Origin of the sequence: Streptomyces sp. NPDC006529 (genome assembly GCF_040611795.1) — a bacterium.
Lineage (GTDB): Bacteria > Actinomycetota > Actinomycetes > Streptomycetales > Streptomycetaceae > Streptomyces.
Window position 1 is genome coordinate 87,252 of sequence record NZ_JBEXPB010000023.1, and the last position, 14,586, is coordinate 101,837.

Below are 14,586 nucleotides of genomic sequence, written 5' to 3' on the forward strand. Positions count from 1 at the left end.
GGAGCGCGCAATCCAGGATCTTCCGCCGGGAGCAGACAAGGTCACCGCGTATCTGGAGCTGTTCGCGAGATCCAAGGACGCCTTGCAACTACCGCCTGCGGTCAACGATGCTGGTGAAGGACGAGAGGGATCGCCATGACGGCGATGCACACGACGGGATGCCACAAGCCCCCTCTGTCAGCCCAAAGCCGCTTCCATCGCTCAGGCCTGAGCGTGCCAGACGCGTGCCAGATAGAGCAGAGAACCACGGTCAACGGCGGACTGCATGGGGGGCCGCAATATTCGCCCCGCCTTCTGATCCCACTGGTCAGACGGCAAACGCCACGCCCAAGATCGGTGATTCCCAAGCTCATGTCCCTTGTCGCGGCTATGAGCTCAGCAGCGTCTCGTGGTGGTGCCAGATGAGGTATCGGTCCTCCCGGCGGAGTTCGGCAGATCCCCACTCGATCCTCATGACGCCGCGGTCCATGGAGCAGGCGTACGCAACCAGAACGAGGCCGACATCTGGCGGTAGCTGGGCGAGGGAGGGGTGGGGCTCTGGTTCGTCGAGTTCGAAGCCGAGATCTAACTCTTGCTGGAGCGGCTCGGGGCCGTGACGCCTGATGAGTTCAGCACGAAGACCGACGTTCTTCTTGAGGCGTGCCGAGGTCACCGGCGCGTCCCGCTTGGCGTAGCAAATGGGATAGATCACGTGACCCGAAACGATCATCACGGTCCGCGCTTGGAGGCGCACCGCGGCAGCCCCTGGCAGGGGCGCCAGGCCGGCCGCCAGCTCTTCGTACTGCACTGCATAGAGGCCATGACCGTAGGCCTCAAGGGTCTGCGTGTGGACCCCCTGGTGGCCGCTGCGTGCGCGGTCGTGAGCACGCACGAGGCAAGTCGGGATGATCTCGGATACCGACTCCGCCAAGTCTCCGAAGGTCTTGCGTGCCCACGGTGTCAACGAACCCACGCCGTACCACCCTTCCCCCAGGTAGCGCCGATGCGCCGAGCAACAACTTCCCCAAACCGTCAGCTGGAAGAGGACGTTGCGCAAGGGCGCACACGGGGCGCGGGATGAACATGCCCTCACGGCAGGGGCTACGATCCACGCATGCAAGCAGCAATGCCCGGATCGGATAAAGGATTTCGGCATCCGATTCTGACGTGTCATCCTCGACATCCACTCCCATCGAGGGGTGCCTTGTCGAAGGAGGCTCGTGAACGAGATGGCTACGTCTGCCGCACAGTGGACGCTCAAGCCCGGCGACACGATCAAGCGCCAGGAGCTGCACAGCATCTTCGGAGGACGGACGCAGGGCGGCATCGGCCCCTCCGCGAAGACCCCCAACGTGTTCGTCTTCACCGACCCCGTCGCCGGCGAGAAGCACGGCTACTACGACGACTGGATGCCGGACGGCCGCTTCCACTACAGCGGAGAAGGTCAGTACGGAGACCAGCGCATGCTCTCCGGTAACGCCAGCATCCTCAACCACCACGCCGAAGGCCGCGCACTGCGCGTGTTCCAGGGAGCCCGCGGGACCGTCACCTACCGCGGCGAGTTCGTCGTCGACCAGGAGGACCCCTGGTACGAGGCTGACGCGCCCGAGACCAATGATGGCCCGCTCCGCAAGGTCATCATCTTCCGTCTCAAGCCGGTCGACACCGAGCCGAAGAACCCCGCCACCAAGCTGGGGCGTCTCCTCAGCGACGACCCGAGCAAGGTGGACGAGCTCCCGCTGGAGCGCAATGAGACCGAGAAGTCGTTCGTCAATCCCAACGGTGAGACCTACGAGGCGGAGCGCCGGGAAGCCAAGCTGGTCAAGGCCTTCGCCGACTACCTCACCGACAAGGGCCACGAGTCCTGCCGGCACAGGATGCTCCCCCCGGGCGAGAGCCGCCCCCTGTTCACCGACCTGTACTCCAAGCAGCTCGGGCTCCTCGTGGAGGCCAAGGGCAGTGTCACCCGCGAGAACGTCCGCATGGCCATCGGCCAGCTCGCGGACTACAGCAGGTTCGTGGACCACTCCGCCCGCGCCATTCTCCTGCCCTCCCAGCCCCGCAAGGACCTGCTCGACCTTGCCCAGAGCCAGGGATGCGCCGTGATCTGGCCCGACGGCAAGAGCTACAGCAGCACCGAACCGGGCCTCATCCCGTAAGCGCTCCCTCAGATCGCCGGTCCGCGGCCTATTCGTGGACCGGCGAAGGATCGGTCGGAATCTGTAAGACGCTGACCTGCTGAAACGTGTCAGACGCACGGGGCCTCCGGAGCCGTATGCCGACAGGTCGGAGGGGCGCGGTCGGTACGGCGGTGGGCCGTCTCTGGGCCGTCGGAGGGTGGCCGGGGGTCACTGGCGACGACCAATGACGGCCCCCTGGGGGCCGGTCACGCCAGGGATTCCGGAGAGAGTGCCTGGTGGGCCGGACGCGACATGACTTCCTGCGCAACAAGAAGCAGGAGTGGGAGGAGTACCGCTCCGAGGTCACGGCCTTCGAGCTGCGCAAGATGATGCCGGTGCTGTAGCGCGCAGGTGTACGTGGGACGGGCCCGCCCCCGGTATGGGGGGCGGGCCCGTTCGCGTGTGCGTGGGTGGGGCCGGGGCGTCAGGGGGTGCGCAGGGTGACCAGTCCGGTCTTGGTTGCCGAGACGATGCGGGCGCCGTCCGGGTCCTGGGCGCGGGCCGTCAGGTCGAGGGTGACCCGGCCCTTGACGAAGGGGACGGGGGTGTCCCCGAGGGTCCAGGCCCGGGCCGTCCACGGGACCGGCCGGCCCGGGGTGCACACGATCTCGACGGCGCCCACGATGCCGCTGGTCGTGGTGTGCTTGAGCTGCTGGACCGCGGTGCCGCTGAGGTACATCGTGACGGGCTTGGAGCACGTCGCCGTACCGTGCACGGTGGCGCGATCGGTCGGGCCGGTGGCCCGGCCGTCGGCCGCGATGGTCAGGCCGAGGACGAGGGCGGCCGGGACGGGCGTCGGCGTGATCTCCAGTTGGCCGAACAGGACGTTGCGGTCGTCGCAGTCCTCGCGGTACTCCGCGACCAGCGACTTCAGCGTCCGGCCCGCGCCCCACTCCAGCTTGGTGATGGTGAAGCTGCCGGTGAGGGTGGCGCAGCCGCCGCGGTAGCCGTTGACGAGCATGCTCGGTACGGCGGGACGTTCGCCCGTCTCCGGGAAGCGGACCGCGTCCGCGTACGAGCCCACGGCCAGCTCCTGGCCCGCGGGCGCGGCCAGGTCGACGGTCCACGGGTCGCCCGGCCGGTTGATGCTCACCGAGACCGAGCCGTGGTCGGCGGCGGCGGTCGCGCCGAAGACGTCGCCGCTCATCGAGTCGTAGGAGCGGGACTGGTCGTCGCCGCCCGCGCCCGGGTCGCCGACCCACACGAACGAGCTGTTCCCGACCGGCGCGGCGTGCGCGACGGCGCCGCCGCCGAGCAGTCCGGCGGCCGCCGGGAGGACCATGGCCAGCAGGGCTGCCGTGCGCAGCAGGCCGCGCCCGCGCCCGCCCCCGGGTATGCGTGTCTTCGCCGTCTTCATCCTGTGTTCCCCCCGTGCGGCGCCCTCATGACGGAGCGTCATGGCGCGGCGTCGCGTGTCAGATCGTGATGCGGACCCGCTGATCTTTGCCTGACGGTTCGGGGCGTGGCAAGACGTTCCGGGAGGAAACGGTCTCAGGGGCGCGTGACCGCCGGGCGCCAGACGGTGCGCGAGACGCGGCTCAGGTCGGCGATGTCCGGCAGGGTGGTCGTGACGTGCAGGTCCGCGTCCAGGCCCAGGACCGCCGTGGTGGTGGCCCCCGCCGCGTCCAGGATGCTGGCCGGGGCGCCGGCGTACAGCATCTGGGACTCCGTCCAGACGGGCTCCGCGCCGAGACCGGTGGTGCTGATGGTGCCGGTGTCGGCGCGTCCCGTCAGCAGCCGGCCCGCGACGCTCACCGCGCCGTACCCGGCGCGCCCGCCCACCTCCACCACGGACGAGACGACCGGCTTCGCCCCGCCCGCCGTGATCAGCACGCTGCGCACGGTGCCCGAGTCGGGCCGGCGGAAGTACAGCCGTACGCCCTCGCCCTCGGCGATCGCCGACACGGGACCGGTGGTGGGCGGCAGGCCGGTCGCCGCGGGTCCCTGGAGGGGGCCGTCCACGGACGGCCGGGTCCAGGCCAGGACCGACTTGGAGGTGGCGGCGTACACGTGGTGGCGTCCGGCGGCGTCGGTCACCGCGACCGGATCGCCCTGGAGGTCCGCGCCGCCGAGCTTCTGCCACGGCCCGAAGCCGCCGCCCGGGGTCTGCTGCTCGCGGGCGCGCAGGGTGTGCTGCGCGTCACGGACGTACACGCCGAGGCGGCCGTCGGGGGCGACCACGACCGCGGGGCCGCCGATGTCCGAGGTGCCGGCCTCGTCGGAGACCTCGGGGGTGCCCAGCACCTGCCACGGGCCCAACGGGCCGTCGGGGGCTCCCTGGACGGCGTACACGACCTCGCGCCGGTAGTCCTGCGGGCGGGTGCCCGCGGTGGTGCGGGTGCCGAACACCGCGACCCGGCCGTCCGGGAGCCGGACGGTCGTCGCGCCCTGGTCCATGCCGGAACCGGGCAGCAGCTCCGGGCCCGCCCACTGGGCCTCCGCGCCGCTGCGGGTCCAGTACGCCATGCGGCCGTCCAGGACCGAGAAGGCCCAGAAGCGCCCGCTCACGCCCTCGGTCAGCCAGGAGGTCTCCTCGCCGCGCGAGTAGCGGATGCTCTGCGCCCAGTTGTGGCCGGTGATGCGGGGGGCGACCTTGCGGTCGCCGCAGCCGTACGGGCTGCCGCAGTAGTCGGTGCGGTCCAGCCACGCGTACGTCTTGAGGTAGGAGACCTTCGCCTCGACCGTCTCGGGGTCGAGGGAGTGGGGCAGGACGCTGTTGCCGTAGCCGAGGTAGTTCTGCACCGAGAAGTGCGGCCGGGCGGTGACCTCGGCGTAGCGCTCGGTGGCCGCGTGGACGAAGCGGGCGCCGTACATGTGGTCCTGGTGGTCGGTTATCTTCCCGTTGGCGTACCGGCCCGGCGTCGGATCCTGCATCCGTATCGTCGTCGGCTGGTACTGCTCCAAAATGCCCGTTATCGCCTGTATCGTCTGCTCTTTGGTGTAGCTGAAGGTCTGCTTCACCGGCGTGCCGGAGGTCAGCAGCGAAGGCAGGGCGGCGGCTTCGCCGTTCCACAGGCCGCGCAGGCTCTCGGGGCGCTCGTCGTTGACGTTGCGGGCCTCGGTCAGCTGCATCCAGACGAGGTTGATCTGCGGCTTGGCGACCAGGACGTCCTGCTCGGCCCAGCCGCCCCCGGCGGTCGGGACGACCGAGCGCTTCCAGGTGCTGGTGCGGTCGCCGGTGGCCATCTGGGCGTAGGCGGAGCGGATGCCGTTCTGCCGGGCCTCGGCGTAGCGGGCCCGGTCGGCGGGCTGGGACGGGTCGTTGAAGGACGCCCCGACCGCCTCGTTCTTGCCGTCGGCCTCGCCCGAGGTGAGGTACGCGGTGGTGACCTTGCGTCCGGAGAGCAGCGAGCGGCTCAGATCCGGGTTCATGAAGTAGAGGTCGTCATCGGGGTGGGCGACGATCTGCAGCACCGATCCGCCGGTGGTGCTCGGCGGGGCGACCGCGGCCTGCCGGGCCGCGCCGGGTGCGCCGGAGCCGGTGCCCCCTCCGGCGGTGAGGTCCTCGCCGTAGGCGACCGCGAACACGCCGGTGGCACCGGCGGTGAGCGCGGTGAGCAGGGTCGCCAGGCGTATGCGGCGAGAAACAGGCATGGGTCACGCCTTGGGGTCGTTCGGGTGCGGAAGAACCGCCGTGTAGTCAGATAGAGGTCAATGCGGCGAACTTGGTTCACCGATTTCACCGATGACTCCACTGCTTCCGGTCGTGACCGGTTTTGATTGTGCCCCGTGGCTGGGCGGGGGCGGAAAATGATCAGAATGTGGACGCGGCGCGTGTGGGCTCAAGCGCCCCAGTCGTGGTGAATTGACCGGTTTGGTGCGTGGTCAGCGTCACGCCGGTGGCGTCCGCGGGGTGGGCGGTGGTGGGGGCGCGGGCGATCCGCCGCGGGCGTCCGTCATGGGGGCGGGGTGCGGGGCCGGGTGCGGTGGTGCGGGCGGCCCCCGCAACGGCCCGGATCGCGGGGCCGGTCGGGTTCCCGCTGGTCGCGGCGCCGGGCCGACCGGGTTCCGGCCGACCGGAGCGCCGGAGCGCGACCCCGCGTACGTCGGCGCCGTACGCCCCCGCGTACGCCCCGCTCCGGCATCCGACCCCGGCTCGCCGCCGACCGAACGCCGGTCCGCAGGGCACCTGGTGGCGCTCCCCGCGCCGAAGCCGCGCATCCCGTCCCGGGTCTGTGATGTCGGACACGTCCCCGCGGCCGGACGCGCTGCCGGGGCCGGGGCGGTCACCGGATCCGCCGACTCCGGTGCGCTCGGCGCCCCGTTCGTGGCCGAACTCCGCCGCTTCGCGGGGCGCCTGGGGGCGTGCGCGGGGTGGTGAGGCGTACGGGCGTACGGGCGTACGTGAGGCTGCGCCGGCCGCTCGGCGGGAGCGCGCCGAAGGCGGCGATCCGGCGGCCCGAGAGGGACCCGGCATCACGGGCCGCGGAGCCGTGCCGTGCGGGAGGCTGCGGGCGGTGCCCCCCGGGGCCCGGGCCGCAACGGGCCGCCCGTGGCCGCGGCGGCCCCCGCATGCGGTGCCGGCGTCCGGCCGGGCTGCATGTCCTCGCCCGGGTGCCAAACGTCTCGGCGCGGTACGGGCGCCCGCACCGGCACCTGCATCGGCGCCGGCGCCAGCGCTGCGGGCCACGGTCGCAGGCCGTTGCCCAGGCGCCGGGCGGCCGGCCTGCGACCGGAGCCCGCACCGGCCTCCCCACCACCGCCGGGTCCGCGCGGCAGTCGCACGCCGTCGCCCCGCTCCGAGCGGCTCGGCACGGCACCGGGCCCCGCCCACCGGGCGCCAGCCACCCCGCCCACCCGAGCCCGACCGCGCGCACCCCCGACCGCGGCCACCCCCGGACCTCCCGCCCCACCCACCCGGCGCCCCCCACACATCGGTGAGCCGCGCCCGCGATCCGGATAAGGTCGACCGAGGCAGAGCCAGGGCAGACTCTGCGTCGTGGCAGGAGCGGGAGGCGGCGGGATGACGGTTCCCGGACGCAGGAGCAGTACCTTCATCCGGCTGGTGCGCGCCGGATTCACCGACCCCTCGACCGCCGGGCGGCTGCTCGACGCGCCCGCCCTGGCCGCCGTGCACAGCGACCCCGTGCTCCTCGACGCCCTCGGCGCGACCGCCGACCCCGACCTCGCCCTGCTCGGCCTCGTCCGGCTCGCCGAGGCGCAGTCGCCCGACGATCTGCCCCTGCTCCTCGACACCCTCGTCAGCGCCAAACCCCTGCGGGACCGCCTGCTCGGCGTGCTCGGCGCCTCCGAGGCGCTCGCCGACCACCTCGCCCGCCACCCCCACGACTGGCGCGCCCTGGTCACCTACGAGTCCGCCGACCTGCACCCCGGCCTCGCCGAGTTCGAGCGCGGCCTCGCGGACGCCGCCGACCCCGTCGCCCTGCGGGTCTCCTACCGCCGCTGCCTGCTCTCCATCGCCGCCCGGGACGTCTGCGGCACCACCGACGTCGCCCAGGCCGCCGCGGAACTCGCCGACCTCGCCACCGCCACCCTCCGCGCCGCCCTGCGCATCGCGACCGCCGCCGCCCCCGACGACGCCGCCCAGTGCCGGCTCGCCGTCATCGCCATGGGCAAGTGCGGCGGCCACGAGCTGAACTACGTCTCCGACGTCGACGTCATTTTCGTCGGCGACACCGCCCCCGGAGCCGACGAGGGCAAGGCCGTCCAGGCCGCCACCCGGCTCGCCTCCCACCTCATGCGGATCTGCTCCGAGACCACCGTCGAAGGCACCATCTGGCCCGTCGACGCGAACCTCCGCCCCGAGGGCAGGAACGGTCCGCTGGTGCGCACCCTCGCCTCCCACCTCGCCTACTACCAGCGCTGGGCCAAGACGTGGGAGTTCCAGGCGCTCCTGAAGGCCCGCGCCGTCGCCGGGGACCCCGACCTCGGGGCGCAGTACATCGACGCCATAACGCCCCTCGTCTGGCAGGCCGCCGAACGCGACAACTTCGTCGCCGACGTCCAGAAGATGCGCCGCCGCGTCGTCGACAACATCCCCGCCGCCCAGGTCGAGCGCGAACTGAAACTCGGCCCCGGCGGCCTGCGCGACGTCGAGTTCGCCGTCCAGCTCCTCCAGCTCGTGCACGGCCGCAGCGACGCCACCCTGCACTCCGGCACCACCCTCGACGCCCTCCAGGCCCTCGCCGCCGGCGGCTACGTCGGCCGCACCGACGCCGCCCAGCTCGGGGACGCGTACCGCTTCCTGCGCGCCATGGAACACCGCATCCAGCTCTACCGGCTGCGCCGCACCCACCTCGTCCCCGAGGACGAGGCCGACCTGCGGCGCCTGGGCCGCTCCATGGGCCTGCGCACCGAACCCGTCGCCGAACTCCACAAGGCCTGGCGCCGCCACGCCTCCGTCGTCCGCCGCCTGCACGAGAAGCTCTTCTACCGGCCGCTCCTGGACGCCGTCGCCCAGCTCGCCCCCGGCGAGACCCGGCTCTCCCCGCGCGCCGCCGGACAGCGCCTCGAAGCCCTCGGGTACGCCGACCCGGTCGCCGCCCTGCGCCACCTGGAGGCCCTCTCCTCCGGGGTCAGCCGCAAGGCCGCCATCCAGCGGACGCTGCTGCCCGTGCTGCTGGGCTGGTTCGCGGACTCCGCCGACCCCGACGCCGGGCTGCTCGGCTTCCGCAAGGTGTCCGACGCCCTCGGCAAGACCCCCTGGTACCTGCGGCTGCTGCGGGACGAGGGCGCCGCCGCCGAGAACCTCGCCCGCGTCCTGTCCGCCGGGCGGCTCGCCCCCGACCTGCTGATGCGGGCCCCCGAAGCGGTGGCCCTGCTCGGCGACACCGGGGGCCTGGAACCCCGTACGCAGGAGGCGCTCACCCAGGAGGTGCTGGCCGCCGTCAACCGCGCCGACCGGCCCGAAGCCGGGGTCGCCGCGGCCCGCGGCGTGCGCCGGCGCGAACTCTTCCGCACCACCGCGGCCGACATCATCGGCTCCTACGGTACGGAGGAAAGCCCGGCCGAGGAGGACCCCGGCGCCCTCGTCGACCGGGTCGGCAACGCCGTCTCCGACCTGACCGCCGCCACCATCGCGGGCGCCCTGCGCGCCGCCGTCCGCGCCCAGTGGGGCGACACGCTGCCCACCCGGTTCGCGGTCATCGGCGTCGGCCGCTTCGGCGGCCACGAACTGGGCTACGGCTCCGACGCCGACGTCCTCTTCGTCCACGAACCCCGCGCGGGCGTCGACGAACAGGAAGCCGCCAAGGCCGCGCAGGCCGTCGTCTCCGAGATGCGCCGACTGCTCCAGCTGCCCACCGCCGACCCGCCGCTGCTCATCGACGCCGACCTGCGGCCCGAGGGACGGTCCGGGCCGCTCGTACGGACCCTGCCCTCCTACGCCGCCTACTACCGGCGCTGGGCCCTGACCTGGGAGAGCCAGGCGCTGCTGCGGGCCGAGCCGGTCGCGGGGGACCCGGAGCTCGGCGCCCGCTTCATCGATCTGATCGACCCCTTGCGCTACCCCGTCGAAGGGCTCGGCGAGGACGCGGTCCGCGAGATCCGGCGGCTCAAGGCACGGATGGAATCGGAACGGATGCCGCGCGGCGCCGACCCGACCCTGCACACGAAACTGGGCCGCGGCGGGCTCAGCGACGTCGAGTGGACGGTCCAGCTGATGCAGATGCGGCACGCGTGGGCGGAGCCGGGGCTGCGGACCACGCGCACCCGGGAGGCGCTCGCCGCGGCGCACGCGGCCGGGCTGATCCCGACCGAGGAGGCCCAGACGCTGGACGAGGCGTGGGTCCTGGCGACGCGGGTCCGCAACGCGGTGATGCTGGTGCGGGGGCGGGCCGGGGACACGTTCCCCGCCGACGCGCGGGAGCTGGCGGCGGTGGGGCGCTACCTCGGGTACCCGCCGGGGCGGGTGGGGGAGATGCTCGACGACTACCGCCGGATCACCCGTCGTGCCCGTGCGGTGGTCGACGAACTCTTCTACGGCTCCGCCTGACCCGGGGCCTTGTTCCGGCCCCGGGGGCCCCGGGAGCCAGGGCTCTGACTCTTCGGCCCGGGGTCACATCCCCCGGCCAAGCGCATCTGGCCATTTTCAGCCTCGCCGGCGTTTGAGGCGCCCCCGGAGGGCGATCCGGCGGAGAGCCGACGTCGGACCCCGGCCGCCCGCCGGTGGTGCCTCCGGCGGCGCCTCAAACGCCGGCGGGGCTGGAGGGGTGGCGCCTCAAACGCCGGCGGGGCTGGTTTTGGCGGGCCGCGTACGCCGACGGGCTGGATGGGTGGCGCTGTCTACGCGGGCGAGGCTGGATGGGGGCGTGCACACGCCAGTGAGGCTGAATGGGCGGGGCCGGGCAGGACCGGGGAGGCGACTGCGGGGTCAGGATCCGATGCGGATCAGGGCCAGGGTGATGTTGTCCGGGGCACCGGCGTGGATGGCGGCTTTCCAGAGGGCGAACGCGGCTTCGCCGTCGTCCCGCACCCGGAGCACCTCGCCGATGGTCTCCTGCGGCACGGGGTCGGTCAGCCCGTCGCTGCACACCAGGTATCGATCGCCCGGGGACAGCGGGAAGGACGCCACGTGCGGGGTCAGGACGTGGGGCGCGCGGCTGCCGCCGATCGTCTGCGTCACGGCCGACCCCGCCCGGCGCCCCGGCAGCGGCGGCGGCCTGTCGTCCACGCTGACCTGCCGCAGCCCGTCCGGCGCCGCGCGGAACACCTTGCTGTCGCCGACGTTGAACGACAGCAGCGACCGGTCCGTGACGAGGGCCCCGGCGACGGTCGTCCCCATCGCGGTCAGCTCCGGACGGCCCGCGGTGGCCGAGTGCACCGCGCGGTTGCAGACGTTCAGCGCGTCCTCGACGGCCCGGGCGCCGTCCAGGGACGGGCCGAGCAGGGCGAGCTGGCGCACGACCAGCTCGCTGGCGATCTCGCCCGCCGGGTGCCCGCCGAGCCCGTCGGCCACCGCCACCACGAGGGGTCTGCCGACGGGGAACAGGAGGGTCTGCGGGCTGCGGGTCGTGGTCCCGCACAGCGTCCACGGCCCCACCACGAGGCTGTCCTCGTTCTGATCGCGGACCAGCCCGACATGGCTCAGGGCGGTCACGGCCATGTACATCGCCACGACGTCCCGCCTCTCCGCAACGGCCGACGCGTCCTTCCTCCATTGTGGCGCGCCACGGCGCCGGGGCCAGCTCGGCCGACCGGGGGAACGGGGAGTCCCCGGGGCGCTCCACGGGTAGGGGGCAGGCGCACCGCCCGGCGCGACCGAGCCCCGCCCCACCCCGCCGCCCGAGGAGAACCGCATGGCACTGTCCGACCGCTACCGCACGGCCTGGGACGGCTACTGGGAGCAGAGCTCGGGAGCCGAGGGCGAGCCCTTCTGGGACGCCGGGGCCGCCGTCACGGCCGGGCGGGACATCGCGCTCCTGGAGCCGCACGCCGATCCCGCGCTCCCCATCGCCGACCTCGGCTGCGGCAACGGCACCCAGACCCGCTTCCTCGCCACCCGCTTCGCCGCCGCCGTCGGCGTGGACCTCGCCGCGGCCGCCGTGGCCCACGCCCGCCGCGCCGACCCGGCCGGGGTGGCCTCGTACGAGCAGCTCGACCTGACCGACGGGCCGGGCGCCCGCGCGCTGCACGCACGCCTCGGCGACGCCCACGTCTACCTGCGGGCCGTCCTGCACCAGAGCGACCCCGAGGACCGCCCCGCCGTCGCCGCCACGGTCGCCGCCCTCCTCGGGGACAGGGGGCGGGCGCTGGTGCTGGAGCCCACCGACGAGGCCGAGGCGGTGATGCGCACCGTGGGTCCGACCCCGAAGCTGCTGCGGGTACGGGAGCACGACCTGCGCCCGGGCCGGGTGGCCGACGGCGAGGTCGCGGAGCTGCTGCGCGGAGCCGGGCTGCGGATCCTGGAGCAGGGCTCCACCGCGCTCGTGATGAGCGAGGTACGGGCCGACGGATCGCCCGTCGAACTTCCGGCCCGGTGGTTCGTCGCCGGACGCTGACCGAGCCGCCGGGAAGAGCCCGGCCGCGCTCAGGCGCCCGAGCGCACCCGGCGGAACCGGTCGACGCGGCGCAGCAGCGCCGCCGACGCCGGGTGCGGACCCGTGTGCAGCGGGTGGCGCGGCAGCCGGTGGGGCAGGGCCCCGTACCAGGCGCGGGAGACGGTGTACCCGAAGGCCAGGCACAGCGCTCCGCCCGCCGCGTCGAGCCAGAAGTGGTTGGCGGTGGCCACGATCACGACGAGGGTCGCGGTGGGGTACAGCAGGCCCAGGATCCGGGCCCACGGCGCGGACGCGACGGCGAAGACGGTCAGCCCGCACCAGAGCGACCACCCGATGTGCATCGAGGGCATCGCCGCGTACTGGTTCGACATGTGCTTGAGGTCCCCGGAGGCCATGGAGCCCCAGGTGTGGTGCTTGAGCACGGTGTCGATGAAGGCGGTGCCGTTCATCAGCCGGGGCGGCGCCAGCGGGAACAGGTAGTAGCCGACCAAGGCCACGCCGGTGGTGGCGAAGAGGACCAGGCGGGCGGCCGCGTACCGCCCCGGATGGAACCGGTAGATCCACACCAGGACGGCGATCGTCACGATGAAGTGCAAGGTGGCGTAGTAATAGTTCATGCCCACGATCAGCCACGTCACCGAGTCGACGGCGTGGTTGACGCTGCGCTCCACGGCGATGCCGAGGGTGTGCTCCACGCGCCAGATCCAGTCGGCGTTCGCGAGGGCGGCCGCCTTCTCCTCGGGGACCGAGTTGCGGATCAGCGAGTACGTCCAGTAGCTGATCGCGAGCAGCAGGACCTCGAACCAGATCCGCGGCCGCCGCGGCGCCCGCAGCCGCCCCAGCAGCCCGCCGGCGGACCCGGCCGGTCCCCGGCGGTCCCGGGGGCTCCCGTCCTCGGGCACGGCGGGTGACGAGATGTCCGTCCTGGTATCCAGTGCCTTCACACTCACTTCACCCATGGGGAAAGAGTCTGTCAGATGGCGCGCCTGCTCCGATCATCCCCCCGGACGGTCCTGCCCGCGCGGGCATCAGACCTGCGGAGGATCGCGCGGGAAGAAGCGGCAGGTCAGGGGCGTTCGGCGGGACGGCCGGAGGCCGTGGACCCGCGCACCACCAGCTCGGGGAGGAAGACGAACTCGCTGTGCGGTGCGGGGGTCCCGCCGATCTCCTCCAGCAGGGTCCGCACGGCGGCCTGCCCCATCGCCTGGACTGGCTGGCGGATGGTGGTCAGCGGCGGGTCGGTGAAGGCTATGAGCGGGGAGTCGTCGAAGCCGACCACCGAGACGTCCTGCGGCACCCGCAGCCCCTGCTGGCGGGCCGCCCGTACGGCGCCGAGCGCCATCATGTCGCTCGCGCACACGATGGCCGTGCAGCCGCGGGCGATGAGCGCGGTGGCCGCGGCCTGGCCGCCCTCCAGCGTGTACAGGGAGTGCTGGACCAGCTCCTCGATCGCGGCGTCGTCCAGCCCGAGGCGCTCGCGCATGCCCAGCCGGAAGCCCTCGATCTTGCGGAGCACGGGCACGAACCGCTTGGGCCCCACCGCCAGCCCGATCCGGGTGTGGCCGAGCGCCGTCAGGTGGGTCACCGCGAGCTGCATCGCGGCCCGGTCGTCGGGGGAGACGAAGGGAGCCTGCACCTTGTCGGAGAACCCGTTGATCAGGACGTACGGAACGCCCTGGCCGCGGAGTTGGTCGTAGCGCCCCATGTCGGCCGTGGTGTCCGCGTGCAGACCGGAGACGAAGATGATGCCGGAGACCCCGCGGTCCACGAGCATCTCGGTCAGCTCGTCCTCGGTGGATCCGCCGGGGGTCTGGGTGGCCAGCACCGGCGTGTACCCCTGCCGGGTGAGGGCCTGCCCGATGACCTGCGCGAGCGCGGGAAAGATGGGATTGTCCAGCTCGGGCGTTATCAGCCCGACGAGGCCGGCGCTGCGCTGGCGCAGCCGCACGGGGCGCTCGTAACCGAGCACGTCGAGCGCGGCCAGCACCGATTCGCGGGTGCCCGCGGCCACACCTGGCTTGCCGTTGAGGACCCGGCTGACCGTGGCTTCGCTGACCCCCGCCTGAGCTGCGATGTCGGCAAGCCGTGCGGTCATGGAAATGGACTGTACCGGTCGCACGTCACATTGCCCACCACGTGCACGTGGCCGGCGGCAGCACGACCTCGCGCCCGTCCGTCTCCACCGGAGAGCTGGACAGGACGGGCCTGCCGGGCGCCGGCAGCGCGACCGGCGCCGACCGGGTGTTGAGCGTGCAGACGAAGTCCGGGCGGGCGAAGACGAGCACCCCCTGCGGCCCCTCCAGCCACCGCATCCCGGTCCCGCCCGGCTCCGGCGCCCCCAGCCCCGGCATCGCCCGGCGCAGCTCGATGGCCGCCCGGTACAGCTCCAGGGTGGAGTGCGGATCGCCGGTCTGGGCGGCCACGCTCAGCCCCGCCCACTCCGCCGGCTGCGGCAGCCAGCTCCCGCC

General features: G+C 73.2%; 11 protein-coding genes. 4 read left to right on the forward strand and 7 right to left on the reverse strand.

The window, feature by feature from the left end; all coding sequences use genetic code 11:
- Positions 1-367: 367 nt before the first annotated feature.
- Entirely contained in the window at positions 368-952 is a 585-nt protein-coding gene (locus ABZY31_RS18040; protein WP_356411222.1) for a hypothetical protein, read from the reverse strand.
- A 256-nt stretch (positions 953-1,208) separates the two neighbouring features.
- On the opposite strand from ABZY31_RS18040, the gene ABZY31_RS18045 reads away from it, so the two are divergent.
- Positions 1,209-2,138, forward strand: coding sequence for a restriction endonuclease (locus ABZY31_RS18045; protein WP_356411225.1), 930 nt, complete (start codon positions 1,209-1,211; stop codon positions 2,136-2,138).
- A gap of 257 nt (positions 2,139-2,395) precedes the next feature.
- Positions 2,396-2,503: a glutamine synthetase gene (locus ABZY31_RS18050; protein ID WP_356411227.1), complete on the forward strand. Its 108-nt coding sequence runs from the start codon at positions 2,396-2,398 to the stop codon at positions 2,501-2,503.
- An 80-nt stretch (positions 2,504-2,583) separates the two neighbouring features.
- Here the strand turns inward: ABZY31_RS18050 and ABZY31_RS18055 are convergent, their stop codons facing one another.
- Both ABZY31_RS18055 and ABZY31_RS18060 read right to left on the reverse strand, forming a co-directional pair.
- The gene (locus ABZY31_RS18055; RefSeq protein ID WP_356411230.1) at positions 2,584-3,516 is read right to left on the reverse strand and encodes a hypothetical protein; all 933 of its coding nucleotides are present in this window, start codon (positions 3,514-3,516) and stop codon (positions 2,584-2,586) included.
- A gap of 134 nt (positions 3,517-3,650) precedes the next feature.
- Positions 3,651-5,753, reverse strand: coding sequence for a PIG-L family deacetylase (locus tag ABZY31_RS18060; protein WP_356411233.1), 2,103 nt, complete (start codon positions 5,751-5,753; stop codon positions 3,651-3,653).
- 1,369 nt (positions 5,754-7,122) lie between these two features.
- Here ABZY31_RS18060 and ABZY31_RS18065 point away from each other — a divergent pair.
- Positions 7,123-10,113, forward strand: a complete 2,991-nt coding sequence (locus tag ABZY31_RS18065) for a bifunctional [glutamine synthetase] adenylyltransferase/[glutamine synthetase]-adenylyl-L-tyrosine phosphorylase (protein WP_356411236.1) — start codon at positions 7,123-7,125, stop codon at positions 10,111-10,113.
- 378 nt (positions 10,114-10,491) lie between these two features.
- On the opposite strand, the gene ABZY31_RS18070 is transcribed toward ABZY31_RS18065, so the two are convergent.
- Positions 10,492-11,229, reverse strand: coding sequence for a PP2C family serine/threonine-protein phosphatase (locus ABZY31_RS18070; protein WP_356411268.1), 738 nt, complete (start codon positions 11,227-11,229; stop codon positions 10,492-10,494).
- 187 nt (positions 11,230-11,416) lie between these two features.
- Between ABZY31_RS18070 and ABZY31_RS18075 the strand changes: the two genes are divergently transcribed.
- Positions 11,417-12,118, forward strand: a complete 702-nt coding sequence (locus ABZY31_RS18075) for a methyltransferase domain-containing protein (RefSeq protein ID WP_356411239.1) — start codon at positions 11,417-11,419, stop codon at positions 12,116-12,118.
- 29 nt (positions 12,119-12,147) lie between these two features.
- Here the strand turns inward: ABZY31_RS18075 and ABZY31_RS18080 are convergent, their stop codons facing one another.
- From ABZY31_RS18080 to ABZY31_RS18090, 3 genes are all read right to left on the reverse strand, one after another.
- A complete protein-coding gene (locus ABZY31_RS18080; RefSeq protein WP_356411242.1) occupies positions 12,148-13,077 on the reverse strand; it encodes a phosphatase PAP2 family protein in 930 nt (309 codons plus the stop codon).
- 107 nt (positions 13,078-13,184) lie between these two features.
- The gene (locus ABZY31_RS18085; protein ID WP_356411244.1) at positions 13,185-14,213 is read right to left on the reverse strand and encodes a LacI family DNA-binding transcriptional regulator; all 1,029 of its coding nucleotides are present in this window, start codon (positions 14,211-14,213) and stop codon (positions 13,185-13,187) included.
- A gap of 25 nt (positions 14,214-14,238) precedes the next feature.
- On the reverse strand, positions 14,239-14,586 hold a 348-nt coding region (locus ABZY31_RS18090; RefSeq protein ID WP_356411247.1), incomplete at its 5' end, for a DUF3459 domain-containing protein.

Coding starts and splice junctions, on each gene's coding strand:
- ABZY31_RS18045 (WP_356411225.1), top strand. CDS start 1,209: ATGGCTACGTCTGCCGCACAGTGGACGCTCAAGCCCGGCGACACGATC.
- ABZY31_RS18055 (WP_356411230.1), bottom strand. CDS start 3,516: ATGAAGACGGCGAAGACACGCATACCCGGGGGCGGGCGCGGGCGCGGC.
- ABZY31_RS18060 (WP_356411233.1), bottom strand. CDS start 5,753: ATGCCTGTTTCTCGCCGCATACGCCTGGCGACCCTGCTCACCGCGCTC.
- ABZY31_RS18065 (WP_356411236.1), top strand. CDS start 7,123: ATGACGGTTCCCGGACGCAGGAGCAGTACCTTCATCCGGCTGGTGCGC.
- ABZY31_RS18070 (WP_356411268.1), bottom strand. CDS start 11,229: ATGTACATGGCCGTGACCGCCCTGAGCCATGTCGGGCTGGTCCGCGAT.
- ABZY31_RS18075 (WP_356411239.1), top strand. CDS start 11,417: ATGGCACTGTCCGACCGCTACCGCACGGCCTGGGACGGCTACTGGGAG.
- ABZY31_RS18080 (WP_356411242.1), bottom strand. CDS start 13,077: ATGGGTGAAGTGAGTGTGAAGGCACTGGATACCAGGACGGACATCTCG.
- ABZY31_RS18085 (WP_356411244.1), bottom strand. CDS start 14,213: ATGACCGCACGGCTTGCCGACATCGCAGCTCAGGCGGGGGTCAGCGAA.